Genomic DNA, 19,902 nt, shown 5'->3' with positions numbered 1-19,902 from the left:
CAACGGTGTTAACAGATAGCGTAGGGTACTATAGATCCTTCATACATGGAATCGCAGCAAATCTGCGGACTTCTCCAGCAATCAGCTTATAGTTTGCGCCCAGTCGCCACAATGTACACTTCACGTGAACGTGAACGTGAAGCGTCCGGCTTACGAATTTTTACTTTCGTAAACAGGGAGCGAATTTCCCGCAGGTATTCATCGAAGCCATCTCCCTGAAACACTTTCACTACAAAACTACCACCGGGTGCCAGAATATCCCGACACATCTCCAGCGCCAGTTCGACTAAATACATCGACCGGGGAATATCTACGGCAGGTGTACCACTCATATTCGGTGCCATATCTGACATGACCACCTGAACTTTCTGATCGCCAACACGCTCAAGCAGTGCATTGATCACCGATTCTTCACGAAAATCGCCCTGAAGGAAATCGACACCGACGATAGGATCCATAGGCAGAATATCACAGGCGATAATGCGCCCTTTGCTCCCGATTTGCTGTACCACATATTGTGACCAGCCACCGGGCGCCGCCCCCAGATCTACCACCGTCATACCGGGTTTGAATAGCTTGTCACCCTGTTGTATTTCATCAAGTTTAAACCAGGCACGCGAACGCAACCCTTTTTTCTGCGCCTGAAGCACATATTTATCGCTAAAGTGTTCCTGAAGCCAGCGGCTGGAGCTGGCCGAACGCTTTTTACCCGTCATAATATTTCCAGTTAAATCGTCATCGTAGCGATAAACCTGCACGCAATGGGTTGCGTCGATTTGGTGATATACCCGAGATGGCGGTAGAATGAACCGTTTTCAATCCCTGAGTAAGTAAAATACTACGATGAATCTAAGTACCAAACAAAAACAGCACCTCAAGGGCCTCGCCCATCCGCTCAAGCCGGTCGTCATGCTGGGTGGCAATGGCCTGACTGAAGGCGTGCTGGCCGAAATCGAGCAGGCGCTGGCGCATCACGAACTGATCAAGGTGAAAATCGCCTCGGAAGATCGTGAAACCAAGCAGCTGATCGTTGAGGCTATCGTGCGCGAAACCGGCGCCAGCAACGTACAGGTAATCGGCAAAACGCTGGTGCTGTATCGCCCGTCTAAAGAGAGCAAAATTTCTCTGCCACGCTAGGCGGGCAAAGAAAGTGACACGCTCTCCCCTGAGATAAAAGGCCGCAAAGCGGCCTTTTTCCTTTCTTTACATTCTGCTTCAGCGCGTTGCAAAACGCAGCCGCAGGTTAAATATATTCCACCTTCAGGACTTCATACTCCACGTCACCGCCTGGGGTTTTGACAATGGCCACGTCATCGACCTCTTTGCCGACCAGGCCACGTGCCATAGGCGAATTGACAGAAATCAGATTTTGCTTAAAGTCCGCTTCGTCATCGCCCACGATACGGTAGGTGGACTCTTCATCCGTCTCAACATTCAGTACGGTCACGGTGGCGCCGAAAATTACCCGCCCGGTTTTAGGCATCTGGGTAACGTCGATCACCTGCGCATTGGAGAGTTTAGCTTCAATCTCCTGAATACGGCCTTCACAAAAGCCCTGCTCTTCACGCGCGGCGTGATATTCGGCGTTCTCTTTCAAATCGCCATGCTCGCGCGCTTCAGCGATAGAGGCGATAATGCGCGGACGCTTCACGGTTTTCAGCTCGTTCAGCTCTTCGCGCAATCTTTCTGCGCCTCTTAACGTCATCGGAATCTGATTCATTTAAGCTCCTCGCCATCTTTCCTGTTTAACGGTGTCATCCTGACCGGTGACTGCAGAAAAAAGCGTTCTGCGGCGCATTTGCCCGTTTTTGCAAACAAAAGAATCCTGACCCGGAGAGACCTCCAGGCCAGAAAAGATTTTGCAATTTGATACGTATTTTACCCCAGAGTTCCCTGCGGGTCATCGTTTACTTTCCACCGCCCAGCGACGTAGTATTGACGGCTTCACCTGCCAGTTACCGCGAGATTATGCGATTTTCACGACTTGTTACCGGATTAACCTGTGCATTTATGCTGCGTGCACAAGCAGCACCCGTTGATGAATACATGCAGTATCTGCCAGACGGTGCCAACCTGGCGCTGATGGTGCAGAAAGTGGGTGCATCAACCCCTATCATCGATTATCACGGAAAACAGATGGCCCTGCCCGCCAGTACCATGAAAGTGGTGACGGCGCTGGCGGCGTTGCTGGAACTGGGCGGAGACTATCGATTTCAGACCACATTTGAGACCCGGGGCGCCATTGTCGATGGCACCCTGAACGGCGATTTAGTCGCCCGTTTCGCCGGTGATCCCACCCTGAGCCGCCAGGATCTGCGCAATATGGTGGCCGCGCTGAAAAAGCAGGGCATTAACCATATCAAAGGCAACCTGGTGATTGATACCTCGGTGTTTGCCAGTCATGACATGGGCCCAGGCTGGCCGTGGAACGATTTGACGCAGTGCTTCAGCGCCCCGCCAGGCGCGGCGATTGTCGATAAAAATTGCTTCTCGGTCTCGCTCTACAGCGCTAACACGCCGGGTGAGAACGCCTTTGTGCGCATCGCCTCCTACTATCCGGCGCATATGTACAGCCAGGTGCGGACCATCGGGCGCAACAGCGGTGAAGGGCAATATTGTGAGCTGGATGTGGTGCCGGGTGAGCTGAACCGCTACACCCTGACCGGCTGTATGCGCCAGCGCGCGGAACCGCTGCCGCTGGCGTTTGCGGTACAGGATGGCGCGGCCTGGGCGGGAGAAATCCTCAAGGCGGAACTGCGCTCATCGGAGATAGATTACAGCGGCCATCTGGTGCGCCAGACGCAGGTGACGGAGCCAGGCACGGTGCTGGCCTCAACGCAATCCGCGCCGCTGCATACCCTGCTGCACACCATGCTGAAGAAGTCAGACAATATGATTGCCGATACGGTGTTTCGCACCATTGGCCATCACTACTTCAACGTACCGGGCACCTTCCGCGCCGGGCAGGACGCGGTGCGCCGTATCCTGAAAGCCAAAGCGAATATCGACATGGGTAACAGCATCCAGGTTGATGGCTCCGGTCTGTCGCGACACGACCTGATCTCACCGCAAACCATGATGCAGGTTTTGCAGTTCATTGCGAAAAATGACAGCTCGCTGGACTATATCTCGATGCTGCCGCTGGCCGGTTATGATGGCACGCTGCAATATCGTGGCGGGCTGCATGAGGCGGGGCTGGATGGCAAAGTCTCGGCGAAAACCGGTTCACTGCAAGGCGTCTATAACCTGGCGGGCTTTATCACCACCTCCAGCGGTGCCAGAGTCGCGTTTGTTCAGTTCCTCTCGGGCTATGCGGTGCCGCCGGAAGATCAGCGCACCCGCCGCATTCCGCTGGTGCGGTTTGAGAGCCGGCTCTACCGCGATATCAATCAGAACAACTGATCAGGCGGTATCAAAAAACGCAGCGGTTAACCTGACCGCTGCGTTTTTTATTTCTGAGCCATCAGAAACGGGTATTCACACTCATATAGTAAGTCCGGCCCGACTCGTTATAAGTATTCGCTCCTGCGCCGTAGAGATATGCGCCGGTGGTCGCATTGCCGGTGGTCTGCGCGTTGCCCTGACGGAAATGACGCTTATCAAACAGGTTGTCGATACCCAGCGTCACGCTGGCATATTTGCTGACCTCATAGGTGCCACTCATCCCCACCACCGAATAGGGACTGACCGGATCGGTGGCGCTGCCGGTTACCGGATTGCCTTTGTAGTCATACTTTTTCGGCAGCTGTTTGCCATACCAGGTGAATGTGGTTTGCAGCGAAAGATCAGGCATCGCCTGCCAGCTCAGCGTCGAGTTCAGCGTATAGGCCGGGATGATCGACAGCCGATCGCCGGTCTCTTTGTTCTTACTCTGTAGCATGTAGGTGAAGTTGTTATTCCAGGTCACGCGCCCGGAGATCGGCAGGTTGACCGTGCCTTCCAGCCCTTCCACCACCGCTTTCGGCACGTTTTCCCACTTGTAGATGTCGGTCTTGCCGTTAGAGGCAGTACCGGCTGGCAGCGTACCCGCCTCAATCTTGTTACGGTAGTCGTTGCGGAACCAGGTCAGCCCCGCCTGATACCCCTGCTGTTTCCACTCCAGGCCGATCTCTTTATTGACGCTGTTTTCCGCTTTGAGGTCGCGATTCCCCATCAGGTAGCAGGCCCCGACGCTGGCGGCGCAGCCCTGGCCATTGCTGTAGAGCAGATAGTTCGGGTTGGTCTGGTAGAGGCTCGGCGCTTTATAGGCACGGGCGATCCCCATTTTCAGGGTGAACGCATCGCCCAGCTGCTGGGACAGATTCAGCGACGGGCTCCAGTTATCACCAGCAATCGAGTGATGATCGAACCGCAGCCCCGGCGTCAGCATGGTGCTGTCGGTCAGTTCAAGATTGTCTTCGGCAAACAGTGAGAAGATCTCCGCCTGCGAATAAGGCGAACGCCCGGTGGTGGCGATGCCGGGAATCGATCCGTAGTTGGCCGCCTGGCTGGTCGATGAGGGGTCCTTCATCCGCTGCTGATTCCATTCGGTGCCAAAGGTGGCGGTCTGATTCACCAGCCACTCAAAAGGAAGCGCGATCTCGCTGTGCAGCAGCACGTCATCCAGCTGGATGGTGTTGAAATGGCTATTGGAGAAGATCCCTTCGGTGCCGCCCGCCAGCCCCTCATTCAGCCGCGAGTTGCGGGTGTTTTCATACTGAGCATAGCTGGTGGTGCTGATGCCGTTATCCCAGGCGCCGGTCCACTTCAGGGAGAAATTCTGGCGATAGAGCCGGTTAGTCTCGTTACCATACTGACTTTTTACCAGCGCGCTGGTGTTGGTGTTCTGGGTGTCACCGGCATAGAGGTTGCCCTGACGGCTGTAACCGGCCCCCAGCTCCAGCGCCTGCATCGGCGCAAACGCCCAGCGCAGCAGCGCGTGAACATCTTTATTCACCGAACCTTCCCGCCCCGCCGGATAGGAGCCGGCATAGCTGCCGGTGCGCTGCGCGGCATGGCCTTCGTTAATGTCGTAAGCGTCGGCCTGGGTTTTTGCCAGACCGCCGTAAAGCCGGAAGCTGACCTCCTCGCCCAGCGGTCCTTCCAGACTGAAGTTAGTGCGCCTCGACGCGCCTTCATCCTTGTGCTGCGGCAGGTTGTAATAGGCACTCCAGGAACCGTGCCACTGATTATCCAGCGCTTTTTTGGTGATGATGTTCACCACGCCGCCCGCCGCGCCGTTGCCGTAACGGGCCGCGGCCGGACCGCGGATTACCTCGATATGGTCAATCATCTCTGGCGGCACCCAGCTGCTGTCACCGCGGGTGTCGCGCTCGCCACGCCAGCCAAGCCGCACGGCGTTGCGGCTGGTGACCGGCAGGCCATCGATCAGAATCAGGGTGTTTTCCGGGCCCATGCCGCGAATGTCGATCTGACGATTATTACCGCGCTGGCCGCTGGTGGAGTTACCGGTCAGGTTAACGCCAGGCATGGTACGGATGATTTCAGCGACATCGCGCGCCGGGGGATGTTTTTTGATCTCCTCCGCGGTAATGGTCGATACGCCGGGAGCCTGAAGCGTCTGCTCGGCCGCCGTCACCAGCAGGGTGCTCTCGTGTGGAGTTTCTGAAGCAGTGCTGTCCGGGCTGGCTGCGCCTGTGCCGGAAGAGAGGAGAGAGGTGGTGAAACCAGATGCAATCATAATGGCTAACGAAAGCCGGGATAACTTTGTCATTTTTCTGTTCCTGGATAACCCGCGGAGATGCCACTGCCAGCGCGCCGGTGAAAAGGTCATAACCTTGCCTGCCACGCATTCCGCCTCTCTTCAGGCCCGCTTCAGCTGTGCTTTGCCCCTGCTGAAAGCGGGTGCGGCAGAGTGAATGCGTGCGCTCCCTGTTGAGCGGAAACAGATTATTGCAAATGCAAATAATTATCAATACTATTGCTTATAGCATTTATAACCCTACTCAGGGGCAATTGAACGATGGCGTACAGGACGTGGTTAAACCCATTCACCGGCAGTGAGGCCTGGTGGCAACAGCAGCAGCAACGGGGGCTTCCCCTGATTGAACCCGCCGCAAACGGCCGCTGTCAGGTCACCTTTTTCTGGCGCGATCCACAGGGAGACGCGCGGCGCTCAGAGACCCGGCGCGTCTGGATCAACATCACTGGCGTAACCGATCATCATCATTGCGCCGCGCCCGTTTCGTTAACACCGCTTGCCGGTACCGATCTCTGGTGGTGGCAGACCACCCTGCCCGCCGACTGGCGCGGCAGCTACTGCCTGATACCCGACCGTCAGGCGGAAACCTTTACCGGCCCGGCGGATATGCAGGCGCTGCGGCAGTGGTGGCGTCAGAAATTTCCGCAGGCGCAAAGTGACCCGCTTAATCCGCTGCGCAGCTGGTCAGGCGGACGCGGGATGCCGATCTCTCCGCTGCATCTGCCGGACGCGCCCGACCAGTCGGTATGGCGCGCGGTTGATCGGGGTGATGCCGCCGGTATCCCGCTGCAATCGCAGCGGTGGCGCAGCGAACGGCTGGGCAATCAGCGTCAGATCTGGATCCACACCACCGGTGCCGCCGATGCCGCTCCTCGCCCGCTGGCACTGCTGCTGGATGGTCAGTTCTGGGCGCACAGCATGCCGGTCGCCGGTCCATTGCAGCAGCTCACCGACGCCGGCGAACTGCCGCCCGCGGTCTACGTGATGATCGACGTTATCGATCGCGAACAGCGGTCGCGGGAGCTGACCTGTGATCCCGACTTCTGGCTGGCGGTTCAGCAGGAACTGCTGCCGCTGATTCAGCAGTGGGCACCGTTCCAGGCCGGGGACAACACGCTGGTGGTCGGGCAGAGTTTCGGCGGCCTTGCTGCCGCTTACGCCACCCTGCGCTGGCCGCAAACCTTTGGCGGGGCGGTCTCTCTCTCTGGCTCGTTCTGGTGGCCCGCGCGTGGCGAGCAGGGCGGCTGGCTGTCGCAGCAGCTACAGCAGGGTCTGCTTCAGGCTCCCCCGCGCCGCTTTTACCTGGAGGCGGGACGCCGCGAGCGGCTGATCCTGGCGGCGAACCAGCAGTTTCAGCGTGACCTGACGGCGGCCGGGCATCAGGTCAGCTACCACCCGATTGAAGGCGGTCACGATGCGCTGTGCTGGCGCGGAGGCGTGCTGGCCGGGCTGAAAGCCCTGTGGCCACAGCGGTAACGCGCTGACGCCCCGCCTTTTAGCCATCGCTGACCGCCACAGCAATCGACAGAAGCGCGACGTGAGCTCGCCCGGATATTGCGGACAGGAGACCGACATGCAGCAACTCAACCCTTTCGACGATCCACAGCAGGATTGTCACGTACTGATAAACGACCACCAGCAGTACAGCCTGTGGCCCGCCTTTGCGGCGATTCCGGCCGGATGGCGACCGGTATTTGGTCCGCAGCCGCAGGGCCGCTGCCTGAGCTGGCTGAACGAACAGTGGCACGATATTCGCCCGGTGATCGGTGACGCCAGCCGGAGTGACCATGTCTGAGATCAGCCAGCACCCACAGCAAACGTTGCCGCTGGTGGCGGCTCAACCCGGGATCTGGATGGCGGATCAGCTCTCACCCCATGCCAATGCCTACGCAGTGGCGCATTTTGTCGAGCTGCGCGGTGAACTGAACAGCGCACTGCTGGTCAGCGCGATCCTCGAGGGTATGCAGGAGGCGGATACGCTGAAGATGGCGTTTGGCGAGCGGGAGGGCGAACCTGTCCAGTGGCCAGCCGACGCCTCTTTTCGCCCGCCTGAGGTGATCGATCTGCGTGACGCGGCCGATCCTGACGCGGCGGCGCGCGCCCTGATGCAGCGGGACCTCGCTGGCGATCTGCGGGTGCTGAGCGGAGCCGCGCTCTGCCATCACAGCCTGCTACGGCTGGGAGAGGCGCACTGGTACTGGTATCAGCGTTACCATCATCTGGTGGTCGATGGTTTCAGCTTTGCCGCCCTGACCCGCCGGATCGCCACGATCTACAACGCCCGGCTTCGCGGCGACACGCCGGAACCGACGCCGTTTGTGCCGTTCAGCGAGGTCGTGGCGGAGTATCAGCGTTACCAGCACTCCGCTGGCTGGCAGCGCGATCGGCAGTTCTGGCGGGAGAGCGTGGCGCAGCTGCCCGCGCCCGCCTCGCTCTCCCCTCAGCCGCTGGCTGGTGAAAGCGCCACGATCGATCTGCTGCGCCATCGGGTGACGGTGGATCGCCGCGCTTTTCAGGCGCTGCTGAGTTCAACCCGACAGCAGGATCTCAGCGCGGCGGACTGCGCTCTGGCGCTGGTGGCGTTGTGGCTGGCGCGTCTCAGCGGGCAAAACGATTTTGCCGCCGGTTTCATCTTTATGCGTCGCATCGGCTCCGCCGCGCTCTGCGCCACCGGGCCGGTGATCAACGTGCTGCCGCTGGCGGTACGTTACGATCCGGCAGAGTCGCTGGCTGCCCTGGCGGCGCGGCTGGCGGCTGAAATTAAAAAGATGCGGCGTCATCAGCGCTATGACGCGGAGCAGGTGCTGCGCGACGCAGGTCGCTCTGGCAGCGGCGATCCGCTCTATGGGCCGGTGATTAACCTCAAGATGTTTGACTATTCGCTCGATTTCACCGGTCTGGAGGCGACCACGCATCCGCTGGCGACCGGTCCGGTGCGCGATCTGGAGATCGCCCTCTACCTTAGCGAACAGGGCGATCTGACGCTGGAGCTACTGGCCCATGCCGGGCGCTACAGTGAAGAGAGTCTGACGCAGCACACCCGCCGTTTCGACCTGCTGCTGTCACAGCTGGCCGCCCGGCCTGAGTGCGCCTGTGGCGAACTGAATATGCTGTTGCCGCAGGAGCAGCAGCAGCTGGCGGCGATCAATCAGACTGACAGAGCCTTACCGCCCGAGACCCTGAGCAGCCTGCTGCTCCGCCAGGCGCAGCGGACCCCGCTGGCCCCGGCGCTGGCCGATGAGGCGCATCAGCTTAACTATCAGCAGATGCAGCAGCAGGTTAACGCGCTGGCCCGGCGCTTACTGGCGCAGGGGGTAAAACCTGGCGCTATCGTCGCCGTGGCCCTGCCGCGCTCCATTTTCTTATCGCTGGCGCTACAGGCGATTGTCAGCGTCGGTGCGACTTATCTGCCGCTCGATACCGGCTATCCCGACGGGCGTTTGCAGATGATGCTGGACGATGCCGCACCGAAAACCGTGATCACCTCTCGTGCGCTGGCTGATCGGCTCGCCGCCCTCTCTCCGGTCGCGCCGCTGTTTTACGATGCGCTGCTGCCACCGGTCGCTACCGCCCCGCCGCAGGTCGCGCGCCCGCAGGATGGCGCTTACCTTATCTATACCTCCGGCTCAACCGGACGGCCAAAAGGGGTGCTGGTCAGCCATCAGGCGATCGTCAATCGCCTGCTATGGATGCAGCATTGCTACCCGCTCAGCGGCGAGGATGTGGTGTTGCAGAAAACCCCGGCCAGTTTTGATGTCTCGGTGTGGGAGTTCTTCTGGCCGCTGATCACCGGTGCACGGCTGGTGATGGCCCCACCGGATGCCCATCGCGATCCAGAGGCGCTGCAACAGCTGTTTGCCCGCTATCGCGTCACCACCAGCCACTTTGTTCCCTCGATGCTGGCGGCCTTTGTCGCCTCGCTACAGGATGCCGACGCGCTGGCGCGTTGTGCCTCGCTGCGCCAGCTCTTCTGTAGCGGCGAGGCGCTGCCGACCGGGCTGGCACGCCAGTGGCAGGCGCTGACCGGGGTGGCGCTGCATAATCTCTACGGCCCGACGGAAGCGGCGGTTGATGTCAGCTATTACCCCGCCTGCGGCGCTGAGCTGGCGGCGGTCGATGGGGCCAGCGTGCCGATTGGCTTGCCGGTGTGGAACACCGGCTTACGGATTCTGGATGCCAGGCTGCAACCGGTGCCGCCTGGCGTCGCGGGCGATCTCTGGCTGACCGGGGTGCAGCTGGCGCACGGCTATCTCGATCGTCCCGACCTCACCGCCAGCCGTTTTGTCGCTGACCCGGCGGGTCACGGCAGCCGGATGTACCGCACCGGCGATGTGGCGCGCTGGCTGCCGGATGGCGCGGTGGAGTATCTCGGCCGCAGTGACGATCAGCTCAAAATCCGCGGACAGCGTATCGAGCTGAATGAGATCGACCATGCGCTGGCCGCGCTGCCGGGCATTGAGCAGGCGGTGACGCACGCGCTGCTGCTGAGCGAAAGCCATGACAATCAGCAGGGGGATGCCCGCCAGCTGGTCGGCTACGTGGTGGCGGCGCAGCCGGTGGAGGCGGAGGCGATACGCCAGGCGCTGGCCGCGCAGTTACCGCCCCACATGGTGCCGGTGGCGATCGTGCAGCTGGCGGCGTTGCCGCTCAGCAGCAACGGCAAACTGGATCGTAAAGCGCTGCCGCGGCCACAGGCCCAGACCACGATGAGCGGTCGCGCCCCGCATCCCGGCCTGGAAACCACCCTGGCCCAGGCGTTCGCCGTGCTGCTGGAACGTGAATCGGTCAGCGCTCAGGATGATTTCTTCGCGCTGGGCGGTCACTCGCTGCTGGCGATGCGGCTGGCGGCGCAGCTGCGCCGTACGCTTAACCAGCCAGTCTCCGTCGGCCAGATTATGGTCGCCGCCACGGTTGAAAAGCTGGCGCGGCTGCTCAGCGCTGAGTCGGCTGACAGCCTCTGTGCTGGCTTCGAAGCGGTGCTCCCGCTGCGGCGCAGCAGCGGCCCGACGCTGTTCTGCTTCCATCCGGCGTCAGGTTTTGCCTGGCAGTTCAGCGTGTTGCAGCGTTATCTGGAGAGTCACTGGTCGCTGCTCGGCATTCAGTCGCCCGATCCCGCTGGCCCGCTGAATCAGGCGCAGCATCTGGACGACGTCTGCGAGGCGCATCTGGCGACGGTACGCCAGCAGCAGCCACACGGACCTTACTATTTCCTCGGCTATTCGCTGGGTGGCACGCTGGCTCAGGGCATCGCCGCCCGGCTGGAAGCGGAAGGTGAGACCGTCGCCTTTCTCGGGCTGCTGGATACCTGGCCGCCGGAAAGCCAGAACTGGCAACAGTGCGGCGAACAGCGGGTCGATCCGGCGGTGCTGGAAGAGGTCAATCGTGAGCGCGAGCAGTTTATCGCGGCGCAGCGACAGCAGGCGGGTGACGGCATGGAGGCGCTGTTCAGCACCATCGAGGCGAACTATGCCAGCTCGGTACGGCTGCTGGCGACGGCACGCAGTGCGCGTTTTAACGGGCACGCCACGCTGTTTCTGGCGGAGCAGACCCGGCAGCCGGGTCAGGATGCCCGTCGCGCCTGGGCACCCTATCTCGGGAAACTGACCATCTGGCCGCTGGACTGCGCCCACGTCGAAATTATCTCACCGCGGATGTTCGAACAGATTGGGCCACGGCTGCGGCAACTGCTGGCGGCGTGTTAACCGGCCAGCCGCTTGGCTGACCGGTTCCCGCCGCGCTCAACGGAGAGGCGGGATCAGCCGGTCGCCCGGCCCAGCGGCACAATCATCGGCGTTCCCGCCACCGGATCGTTAATAATCATGCAGCGCAGGCCGTAGAGGGTGCTGATCAGTTCCGGCGTCACAATCTCCGCCGGTTTCCCCTCAGCGATGATTTTTCCGTCGCGCATCGCGATCAGATGGCTGGCATAGCGGCACGCCTGATTGAGATCGTGCAACACCACCACCAGCGTGTGGCCGTGCTGCTGATTGAGATCCTGCATTAACTCCAGCAGCTCGATCTGATGGGCGATATCCAGCCAGGTGGTGGGTTCATCCAGCAGCAGCAGCGGCGTCTGCTGCGCCAGCACCATGGCGATCCAGACCCGCTGGCGCTGGCCGCCGGAGAGCGTATCCACCGGCTGCTCCGCCAGTTCCGCCACGCCGGTTGCCCGCATCGCCTGCTGCACCGCCGCCTCATCCTCCTGTCGCCAGCGCCCCAACAGCGACTGGTGCGGATAACGTCCCCGTGCCACCAGCTCGCGGACGCTGATGCCCGCTGGCGCATTCGGGCTTTGCGGCAGCAGTCCGAGCCGGCGCGCCACCTCTTTGGTGGAGTAGCGGGCAATAGCCTGTCCATCCAGCATCACCTCGCCCTGTAACGGCGCGACCAGCCGGCTTAAGGTGCGCAGCAGCGTCGATTTGCCACAGGCGTTCGGCCCGATAATCACCGTCAGCTCACCCTCGGGGATAGCCACCGAGAGATCCCGCGCCACAATCTTTTTGTCATAACCGAGCGTCAGCGCCGCGCCCTGCAACCTTGTCTTTACCTTCACTGGCGTCGCGCCTCCCGAATCAACAGAGCCATCAGATAGATCCCACCCAGGCTGACCGTGATCACCCCCACCGGCAGCTGATAAGGCAGGAAGAGGTGCTGGGCGGCGTAGTCGGCGGCGCTTAACAGTAGCGCGCCACTCAGGGCAGACAGCGGCAGCGCGCCGTTAATCCCGCCACAGAGCCGCCGGGCTATCTGCGGCGCCAGCAGCGCAATAAAGGAGATGGGGCCCGCCAGCGCCGTCGAGGCGGCGGTGAGGATCACCCCGGTCAGCATCAGCAGGATGCGGCTGCGTTCGACCGGCACGCCCAGCGCACAGGCGGTATCATCCCCCATCTCCAGCAGGCGCATACGCCGGGCCAGCAGGGCTGTCGCCAGCAGCGCCAGCAGCAGTACCGTCGTCACCGGCACGGTTTTAGCCCAGCTGATGCCATTGAGCGAGCCCGCGCTCCACAGCCCGGCGCTCAGTGCCGCCTCCAGCGAGGCGCTGATAATCAGCCAGCTGTTCAGCGCCATCAGCAGGGCGCGCACGCTGATGCCGACAATGATCAGGCGGAAGGTCTCCACCCCATTGCGCCAGCTAAACAGCCAGACCACGCCCGCCGTGGCTATCCCTCCCAGCAGCGCCGCCAGCGTCATTCCCTCCATCGTCTGCTGAAACAGCACCAGCGCCACCAGTACGCCGCTGTAAGCGCCGGTATTGAAGCCGAGAATATCGGGGCTGCCCAGCGGGTTGCGCAGCAGCGACTGAAAAATTGCTCCGCTGAGGCCCAGCGCCGCGCCAATCAGCAGCGCCATCAGCACGCGCGGCAGCCGCCACTCCAGCACCACCAGCTGAACAGGACGCGCCGCCTCGCCGTTGACGATCTGCCATAGCTGACCGGCAGAGACCGGTAATCTGCCCTGCGTGATGCCGAGAAACGCCACCAGCAGACAGGCAGCCAGCAGCAGCAGCGCGTTGATCCTCAGCCGCCTCATCGCTGCCCTCTCCCGGCGTTGCGGCGCACCAGCACAATCAGCATCGGCGCACCGAGAATGGCGGTGACAATTGACACCCGCAGTTCGCCTGGCACCAGCAGTCGTCCCAGAATATCCGCCGCCAGCAGCAGGCACGGCGTCAGCAGAATGGTCCCCGGCAGCAGCCAGCGATGGTCGTTGCCCATCAGCCAGCGCGCCAGATGCGGGGTCATTAAGCCGACAAACGCGATTGGGCCGACGGCGGCGGTCGCTGCCCCGCTCAGCAGCGCAATCGCCAGCAGTCCCACCAGTTGGGTACGGATCACGCGGGTGCCGAGCGCGGTCGCCATCTCACCGCCCATGCTCAGGCTGTTGAGCGAACGCGCCAGCAGCAGGGCCAGCAGGCTGCCGATCGCCACCGCGGGCCAGGTGGCGCGCAGCAGAGCCAGACTGCGAATATCCAGTGAGCCGCTGTGCCAGAAACGCAGGTGGTCGTAAATGTCAGGATTCAGCAGCGATAAGCCGGAGGTCAGCCCCTCCAGCACCGCGCCCAGCGCCACGCCCGCCAGCGTCAGCCGCACCGGACTGACCCGGCCACCGCCCAGCGCGCCGGTCAGCGCCACCAGCAGTGACGCCAGCAGCGCGCCGCTAAAGGCAAAGCCGAGCCAGTCGGCCGGTGAATCAGCCCCCGCCAGGGCGATCCCCAGCACCACCGCAAACCCCGCCCCGGCGTTAACGCCAAGCAGACCCGGATCGGCCAGCGGATTGCGCGTCAGACTCTGCATCAGCGCGCCCGCCACGCCCAGACCGATGCCCGCCAGCAGCCCGGCCAGGGTTCGCGGCAGCCGGGCGTCACGCACGATGACGCAATCGGCGCTGGCGCAGCTGGTCAGCAGAGCACGGCTGACCTCATGCAAGGGGATGGCTTTAGCGCCAAACATCAGGCTGAGCGCCAGCAGCAGCAACAGCAGCATCCCTGAAGCGGCTATCACACGGAGTTGAGGCATAACGTTTAAACCTTCAGCGATTGGCATCACTCGTCATTGAGATCGTGAGAGCTGTTATGGGTTATCTTCACGCGCAAATGCGCCGGATGGTTTAACAAACAGCGCCTCCAGTCGCGTCAGCAGGTTGCTGGCGCTGTAGTAGTCGAGCCGGAAGCTATCCAGCCCCAGCGCATAAACCGCCCGATCGCGCACCGCCGGAGTCTGTGCCAGGAAAGGATTGTTCATCACCCGGCTGGCCGTCTGCGGGTCAGCGGCAAACAGCAGGTAACTCTGACCATTCAGCCCGGCCGCCAGATTTTCGCCGGAGAGCTGAATAATATCCTTACGCGCGCCCATGCTGTGGCCGCGCTGGAGCGTGGCTGGCGGCGTCGCCAGGGTGAAGCCCAGCTGTTGCAGTAACTGTCCCTGCGCCGATGCCGCCGTCCAGAGGTTGACCGCCCGGCCATCGCCGTTCCAGACCAGCGCCGACACCGGCTGCGCTGGCCGCGTCATGCTGGCCTTTAACGCCCTGGCCCGCGCCGCAAATTCCGCGATTCGTGCAGCGGCCTCAGCTTCGCGCCCGGTCGCCTCGCCCAGCAGCGTGACCAGTTGCTGCCAGCTTTTATCGTCGTAGTTGACCACCAGCACCGGCGCAATGGCGGCGAGCTGATCAACCAGTTTTATCGCCGAATCGTTACCGGTGGCGCTGACCACAATCAGGTCCGGCGCTTCGGCCGCGATCGCTTCCGCATCGGGTTCACCGATATAGAGACGCTTCACCGCGCGCTGTTTCGCCACCGCGCCCCACTGCCGGAAGAATCCGGTTTCATCGGCCAGCCGGCTGCCTGGCGCGGTGGCACCACTGGCCACCACCGGCGCGTCAATCGCCAGCAGCGAACCGGTGAGGGTCACGCTGGTCGAGACGATACGTGCCGGTGCCTGTTTCAGCGTCACGTTGCCGCTGGCGCTGGCTACCGTACGCGGCCAGCCACTCTCCGCCCTGATGGAAAAGCAGAGCAGGCTGAGAAAAAACAGCGTTATCGCCGACGTTACACCACTTTTAGTCATCACTTTTCGTCCCTTTCCCCCGGATAGCCAGAGCGGCTATTTGTGCGGATTTAACCGCGAAAGCCCGCCGTATCTCCGCCTGATTATTGACAGCTGCGGCTAATCGACGTAGGTTACATCACAATAATACAAATGATAATCATTATTAGTTACCTTATCATTTATAGGCGGAATTATGGTGGAATCACAGACGTTTGAACACCCCCAGCTGCACGATTTTTCGGCGCTGTGTCGCGGTTTTCTGTTTACCTCGCCCTGGCAAAGCCTCACCACTCAGGGCTGCTTTACCACGCTCAACGCGCCGGTTATTGAAGGCGATCGGCTGACGGGCGACTTTCAGCAGCAGCTGCGGCACCACTTTGCCTGTGCCAGAAAACAGGGCATTGCGAAGCCGCTGCTGGTGGGCGCGATCCCCTTTGATGTGACTCAGCCTGCGGCGCTGTTTATCCCTGAGTCCTGTCAGACCTTTAATCGTAGCGATCTGAACCGCCGCGCCTTCAGGGATGAGGCCGCTCTGCCCCGGATACGCCGCCGCGCGGCCATCCCGGATCATGCCATCTTCACCGCGATGGTTAGCCAGGCGGTCGCCGCCACCCGGCGCGGCGAGCTGGATAAAGTGGTGCTGTCGCGCCTGCTGGATATTGTGGCTGAAGAGCCGGTTGATACCGTCGCGCTGATGGCGCGCGTCGTGGCACAGAATCCCGACAGCTATCACTTTCACCTGCCGCTGCCCGACGGCGGCGTGCTGGTCGGTGCCAGCCCTGAGCTGATGATCCGCAAGCAGGGCACGCACTTTTGCTCCTGTCCGCTGGCAGGCTCTGCGCCGCGCCAGCGCGATGCGCAGCGCGACCAGGACGCAGGCCGCAGCCTGATGGACTCCGCTAAAGATCGCCATGAACATAAGCTGGTGACGGATGCGATGCGCACCCGGCTACAGCCGCGTAGCCGGTTACTCGCCGTGCCCGAGGTGCCGTCGCTGCTGACCACCGCCACACTCTGGCACCTCGCCACAGAGATTCGCGGAGAAGTGGCGGATGCGCATGAAAATGCGCTGTCGCTCGCCTGCCTGCTGCATCCGACCCCGGCACTCAGCGGCTTCCCGCATCACGCAGCCTGGCCGCTGATTCAGCAGCTTGAGCCGTTTGAGCGTCAGCTGTTTGGCGGCATCGTCGGCTGGTGTGATGACCAGGGTAATGGCGAATGGGTGGTGACTATCCGCTGCGGCACGGTGCATGGGACGCGGGTGCGGCTGTTTGCCGGTGCCGGGATCGTCGCCGGTTCCCAGCCGGAACCGGAGTGGCGGGAAACCGGCGTCAAACTCGACACCATGCTGCGCGCTTTTGGACTGCAATAAAGGAACCTGTATGACCCTCTGCTACAGCCGCTGGCCCGCCGATCTGGCCGCGCGCTACCGTGAAAAAGGCTACTGGCTGGATCGGCCAATGAGCGAGATCCCCGACCGTCACACGCAGCGTGACAGCGTGGCGGTGATCGATGGCGAGCGGCAGTTCAGCTATCGCCAGCTGGCCCGATTAAGTGACAACCTGGCGGCGGCGTTGCGGCGTCGCGGTCTTAAACCGGGTGATACCGCGCTGGTGCAGCTCGGCAACGTGGCGGAGTTTTACCTGACGCTGTTTGCGCTGTTTAAGATTGGCGTCGCGCCGGTCAACGCGCTGTTCAGCCATCAGCGTACCGAACTGACCGCTTACGCCAGCCAGATTGCCCCCCGCCTGCTGATTGCCGATCGCCACCATCCGCTGTTCGCCGATGACGCCTTTATTACGCAGCTCCGCCGCGATCACGCCTCACTGCGCCAGGTGCTGCTGCTTAATGAAAGCCAGACAGAAAACAGCCTCGCCGCCCTGCTGGCTGAACCGGCTGACCACTTTATGGCAACCCCTGTCGCAGCGGATGAGGTGGCCTTTTTCCAGCTGTCGGGCGGCACCACCGGCACGCCCAAACTGATCCCGCGGACCCATAACGACTACTACTACAGCATCCGCGAAAGTGACGTTATCTGCGGCGTCACCGCTGAAACCCGTTACCTGATCGCCCTGCCCGCCGCGCACAACTTTCCGCTGAGCTCACCGGGCGCGCTGGGGGTCTTTTACGCTGGCGGACAGGTGATTCTGGCGGCCGACCCCAGCGCTACCCGCTGCTTCCCGCTGATTGAGCAGTATCAGATCACCGATACCGGCCTGGTGCCGCCCGCCGTCACCCTGTGGCTACAGGCGATTCAGGAGGCGGGCAGCAACGCCCCGCTGCGCTCACTGCAACGGATGCAGGTCGGCGGCGCGAAGCTCGGCGAAGCGCTGGCCGCGCGTATTCAGAACGAGATTGGCTGTCGCCTGCAACAGGTGTTTGGTATGGCGGAGGGCCTGGTCAACTACACCCGGCTGGATGACGATGAACAGACCATTCTCACCACCCAGGGACGCCCAATCTCCCCGGATGATGAGGTCTGGGTGGCCGATGAACAGGGCAATCCGCTGCCGCCCGGCGCCACCGGTCGCCTGATGACGCGCGGCCCCTATACCTTTCGCGGTTACTACCAGAGCCCGGAACATAGCGCTGCCAGCTTTGATGAGCAGGGCTTTTACTGCTCCGGCGATCTGATTGCGATCACCCCGCAGGGCAACATCATTGTGCAGGGCCGGGAGAAAGATCAGATCAACCGGGGCGGTGAAAAGATCGCCGCCGAAGAGATCGAAAACCTGCTGCAACGCCATCCCGCGGTGATCCAGGCCGCGCTGGTGCCGATGAGCGACGCGCTGATGGGAGAGAAGAGCTGTGCGTTTATCGTTGCGCGCCAGCCCGTTAAACCAGCGGCGCTGCGTCGCCACCTGCGTGAACTTGGCGTAGCGGAATTCAAGCTGCCCGACCGTATTACCTGCGTGGATCTTCTGCCGCTGACCCCGGTTGGCAAGGTAGATAAAAAACGTCTGCGCCAGCAACTTACCGATCAACATACTCAGGCCTGATCTGTTCGGAGATTTTCTATGGCTATTCCACAACTGACCGCCTACCCGCTGCCCACCGCCGCCGAGTTACCGACTAACAAGGTGAAATGGAAGCTGGAGCCGGGCCGCGCCGCGCTGCTGATCCACGATATGCAGCGCTACTTCCTTCATTTCTGGGGCGATAACAGCCCGCTGGTTGAACAACTGGTGGAAAATATTGTCCGCCTGCGTCGCTACTGCAAAGCACAGGGGATTCCGGTGTTCTACACCGCCCAGCCCAATGCGCAGAGCGATGAAGATCGGGCGCTGCTCAACGATATGTGGGGGCCAGGCCTGAACAAGCATCCCGATCAACAGCAGATCGTCGATGCGCTGGCTCCCGATGAGGAGGATCAGCTGCTGACTAAATGGCGCTACAGCGCGTTCCACCGCTCGCCACTGGAGGCGATCCTGCATGAGATGGGCCGCGACCAGCTGATTATCACCGGGGTCTATGCGCATATCGGTTGCCTGACCACCGCCACCGACGCCTTTATGCGTAATATCCAGCCGTTTATGGTGGCCGACGCGCTGGCTGACTTCAGCCGCGAGGAGCATATGATGGCGCTGACCTACACGGCGGGCCGCAGCGGCAAAGTGGTGATGAGTAGCGACCTGATGCCGGTACCGCTCAGCAAGGCGGATCTGCGTGCGCTGATCCTGCCGCTGCTGGAAGATGATGAGGTGCCGGAAGACAGTGAGAATCTGCTCGACTACGGACTGGACTCGGTGCGTGTGATGGCGCTGGCAGCGCGCTGGCGTCAGGTACATAGTGACATCGACTTTATCAGCCTGGCGAAAAATCCGAGCATTGATGGCTGGTGGACGTTACTGGCCAGGGAGTCGGTGAAATGAGCCACGCTTTTGACTTCAGCGGCCAGGTGATCTGGGTGACCGGTGCCGGTCAGGGTATCGGCTATCATACTGCGCTGGCGTTTCATCAGGCTGGCGGTCAGGTTGAAGCCTTTGATCAACAGTTTCAGGGTGATGACTACCCGTTCCGCTGCCACATACTGGATGTGGCTGATCCGGCGCAGGTCCGCACGGTCTGCCAGCGCGTGCTGGCGGCGCAACCCCGCCTTGATGTGCTGGTGAACGCGGCCGGTATTTTACGGCTGGGTGCCACCGATGCGCTGTCGTTCGCTGACTGGCAGGCGTGCCTTAACGTCAACGCGGGCGGCGCGTTCAACCTTTTCCAGCAGACACTGCCGGTTTTCCGTCAGCAGCGGGCGGGCGCTATCGTCACCATCGCGTCAAATGCCGCCCATGTGCCGCGTAGTGGCATGTCCGCTTATGGTGCCTCAAAAGCAGCGCTGCGCAGCCTCTGTCTCACCGTGGGGCTGGAGATGGCCCCCTATGGCGTGCGCTGTAATATCGTTTCGCCGGGCTCTACCGACACGCCGATGCAGCGCAGTCTGTGGACCGCGCCCGCCGGTGAGCAACAGACGATCGCCGGTTTCCCGGATCAGTTCAAGCTGGGTATCCCGCTGGGTAAGATCGCCCAGCCGCAGGAGATTGCGGCCAGCGTACTGTTTCTCGCCTCGGATCTCGCCAGCCATCTGGTGATGCAGGATATGGTGGTCGACGGCGGCGCAACGCTGGGAGCCTGATAGTTATAGCGGCGTGTCGGGCAGCAGCC

Annotated in this window: 16 protein-coding genes; 9 read left to right on the top strand and 7 right to left on the bottom strand. The window is 61.7% G+C overall.

What is annotated here, in order from left to right; translation table 11 throughout:
- Nucleotides 1-86: 86 nt before the first annotated feature.
- Nucleotides 87-716, bottom strand: coding sequence for a 23S rRNA (uridine(2552)-2'-O)-methyltransferase RlmE (gene rlmE, locus ACCW71_RS12505; RefSeq protein WP_436371988.1), 630 nt, complete (start codon nt 714-716; stop codon nt 87-89).
- 127 nt (nt 717-843) lie between these two features.
- On the opposite strand from rlmE, the gene yhbY reads away from it, so the two are divergent.
- A complete protein-coding gene (yhbY, locus tag ACCW71_RS12500) occupies nt 844-1,137 on the top strand; it encodes a ribosome assembly RNA-binding protein YhbY (protein ID WP_008925418.1) in 294 nt (97 codons plus the stop codon).
- 106 nt (nt 1,138-1,243) lie between these two features.
- Here the strand turns inward: yhbY and greA are convergent, their stop codons facing one another.
- Nucleotides 1,244-1,720, bottom strand: coding sequence for a transcription elongation factor GreA (gene greA, locus ACCW71_RS12495; protein ID WP_436371788.1), 477 nt, complete (start codon nt 1,718-1,720; stop codon nt 1,244-1,246).
- 248 nt (nt 1,721-1,968) lie between these two features.
- On the opposite strand from greA, the gene dacB reads away from it, so the two are divergent.
- Nucleotides 1,969-3,402, top strand: coding sequence for a serine-type D-Ala-D-Ala carboxypeptidase (gene dacB / locus ACCW71_RS12490; protein ID WP_436371786.1), 1,434 nt, complete (start codon nt 1,969-1,971; stop codon nt 3,400-3,402).
- A 61-nt stretch (nt 3,403-3,463) separates the two neighbouring features.
- Here dacB and ACCW71_RS12485 read toward each other — a convergent pair whose 3' ends face one another.
- Complete coding sequence (locus ACCW71_RS12485; protein WP_436371784.1) at nt 3,464-5,713, bottom strand: TonB-dependent siderophore receptor; 2,250 nt, start codon at nt 5,711-5,713, stop codon at nt 3,464-3,466.
- Between the two features lie 249 nt (nt 5,714-5,962).
- Here ACCW71_RS12485 and fes point away from each other — a divergent pair, with 249 nt between their 5' ends.
- From fes to ACCW71_RS12470, 3 genes are all read left to right on the top strand, one after another.
- A complete protein-coding gene (gene fes, locus ACCW71_RS12480; RefSeq protein ID WP_436371782.1) occupies nt 5,963-7,177 on the top strand; it encodes an enterochelin esterase in 1,215 nt (404 codons plus the stop codon).
- Between the two features lie 97 nt (nt 7,178-7,274).
- On the top strand, nt 7,275-7,496 hold the full coding sequence (locus ACCW71_RS12475) for an MbtH family protein (protein WP_436371780.1): 222 nt from the start codon (nt 7,275-7,277) through the stop codon (nt 7,494-7,496).
- The gene (locus tag ACCW71_RS12470; protein ID WP_436371778.1) at nt 7,489-11,403 is read left to right on the top strand and encodes an enterobactin synthase subunit F; all 3,915 of its coding nucleotides are present in this window, start codon (nt 7,489-7,491) and stop codon (nt 11,401-11,403) included. Before ACCW71_RS12475 ends, ACCW71_RS12470 begins: the two co-directional genes overlap by 8 nt.
- A gap of 53 nt (nt 11,404-11,456) precedes the next feature.
- On the opposite strand, the gene ACCW71_RS12465 is transcribed toward ACCW71_RS12470, so the two are convergent.
- The 4 genes from ACCW71_RS12465 to fepB are packed head-to-tail and all read right to left on the bottom strand — an operon-like array spanning nt 11,457 to nt 15,264.
- Nucleotides 11,457-12,254, bottom strand: a complete 798-nt coding sequence (locus ACCW71_RS12465; protein WP_436371776.1) for an ATP-binding cassette domain-containing protein — start codon at nt 12,252-12,254, stop codon at nt 11,457-11,459.
- Nucleotides 12,251-13,231 carry an iron-enterobactin ABC transporter permease gene (gene fepG, locus ACCW71_RS12460; RefSeq protein WP_436371774.1) on the bottom strand — a complete coding sequence of 327 codons (981 nt, stop codon included), beginning with the start codon at nt 13,229-13,231 and terminating at the stop codon, nt 12,251-12,253. Before fepG ends, ACCW71_RS12465 begins: the two co-directional genes overlap by 4 nt.
- Nucleotides 13,228-14,217 carry a Fe(3+)-siderophore ABC transporter permease gene (gene fepD / locus ACCW71_RS12455; RefSeq protein ID WP_436371772.1) on the bottom strand — a complete coding sequence of 330 codons (990 nt, stop codon included), beginning with the start codon at nt 14,215-14,217 and terminating at the stop codon, nt 13,228-13,230. Before fepD ends, fepG begins: the two co-directional genes overlap by 4 nt.
- 54 nt (nt 14,218-14,271) lie before the next feature.
- Complete coding sequence (gene fepB / locus ACCW71_RS12450; RefSeq protein ID WP_436371770.1) at nt 14,272-15,264, bottom strand: Fe2+-enterobactin ABC transporter substrate-binding protein; 993 nt, start codon at nt 15,262-15,264, stop codon at nt 14,272-14,274.
- Between the two features lie 175 nt (nt 15,265-15,439).
- Between fepB and ACCW71_RS12445 the strand changes: the two genes are divergently transcribed.
- From ACCW71_RS12445 to dhbA, 4 genes are read left to right on the top strand one after another with little or no spacing between them, the layout of a single operon-like run.
- The gene (locus ACCW71_RS12445; protein WP_436371768.1) at nt 15,440-16,618 is read left to right on the top strand and encodes an isochorismate synthase; all 1,179 of its coding nucleotides are present in this window, start codon (nt 15,440-15,442) and stop codon (nt 16,616-16,618) included.
- A 10-nt stretch (nt 16,619-16,628) separates the two neighbouring features.
- A complete protein-coding gene (locus ACCW71_RS12440; protein WP_436371766.1) occupies nt 16,629-18,245 on the top strand; it encodes a (2,3-dihydroxybenzoyl)adenylate synthase in 1,617 nt (538 codons plus the stop codon).
- A gap of 18 nt (nt 18,246-18,263) precedes the next feature.
- Complete coding sequence (locus tag ACCW71_RS12435; RefSeq protein ID WP_436371764.1) at nt 18,264-19,118, top strand: isochorismatase family protein; 855 nt, start codon at nt 18,264-18,266, stop codon at nt 19,116-19,118.
- On the top strand, nt 19,115-19,873 hold the full coding sequence (gene dhbA, locus ACCW71_RS12430; RefSeq protein WP_436371762.1) for a 2,3-dihydro-2,3-dihydroxybenzoate dehydrogenase: 759 nt from the start codon (nt 19,115-19,117) through the stop codon (nt 19,871-19,873). Before ACCW71_RS12435 ends, dhbA begins: the two co-directional genes overlap by 4 nt.
- Nucleotides 19,874-19,902: the final 29 nt, after the last annotated feature.

The organism is Pantoea sp. C2G6 (assembly GCF_051336815.1).
Lineage (GTDB): Bacteria > Pseudomonadota > Gammaproteobacteria > Enterobacterales > Enterobacteriaceae > Pantoea.
This window is presented reverse-complemented; position numbering and strand designations above follow the sequence as displayed.